Below are 227 nucleotides of genomic sequence, written 5' to 3' on the forward strand. Positions count from 1 at the left end.
GCAGGCGCCAACATCACCTACCACTCCAACGTCACCGACGGAAACCACTGCGCCAACCGCACCGAATGGCGCACCCACATCACCCAAACCGTCCAGAAATACCTCGTCAAAACCGGCAACCACACCGGCGTCATCCAGATGCACAGCAAAGCCACCGGCAACCTCTCCCAATGGCGCGACTGGACCACCCCCACCCTGACCGACGGCCCCACCAGCACCACCACCAC

At 63.0% G+C, this 227-nt stretch carries 1 pseudogene; it reads left to right on the top strand.

Annotated features, from left to right (window positions below):
* Nucleotides 1-227 (top strand): annotated as a pseudogene (locus ADK67_RS52565) (cellulose-binding protein); the annotation flags it as partial.

It is taken from the genome of Saccharothrix sp. NRRL B-16348 (assembly GCF_001280085.1).
Lineage (GTDB): Bacteria > Actinomycetota > Actinomycetes > Mycobacteriales > Pseudonocardiaceae > Actinosynnema.